This is a genomic window from Affinundibacterium seohonense (genome assembly GCF_014284305.1).
Lineage (GTDB): Bacteria > Pseudomonadota > Gammaproteobacteria > Burkholderiales > Burkholderiaceae_D > Undibacterium > Undibacterium seohonense.
Genome location: NZ_JACOFW010000096.1, coordinates 1 through 390 on the forward strand (window position 1 = coordinate 1; position 390 = coordinate 390).

Genomic DNA, 390 nt, shown 5'->3' on the forward strand with positions numbered 1-390 from the left:
TGGCGTCCACTTATGCTTACAACTTAGGCGGTGGTACAGCAACAGCCGGTGCCGATTACAACAGCACAGCCACATTTAGCAATGGTGTCACCTTAGTCGGTGGCAGCCTGATTGTTCCAGCAGGTGTGAGTACCTTCACGGTCACCCTTGCCACAATCAACGACAGTGTCGTCGATAGTGCGTCCCCAGAATCCTTACCATTGGTGATCGGTGGGGTAACAGGCAACGGCGGTATCATTGATGATGACCAACCAAGCATCACGACAGTCGAACCAGGCGCGCCAGGCGTCGCTGGTGACAATGTGGTCGAAGGCAATGATCTCGTCTACACCGTCAGCTTAAGCGCAACAACAACTGTGGCGTCGACTTACGCTTACAACTTAGGCGGTG

Annotated in this window: 1 protein-coding gene; it reads left to right on the forward strand. The window is 53.8% G+C overall.

Features of this window, described 5'->3' with window-relative positions:
• On the forward strand, nucleotides 1-390 hold a 390-nt coding region (locus H8K52_RS20710; RefSeq protein ID WP_186924802.1), incomplete at both ends, for a hypothetical protein.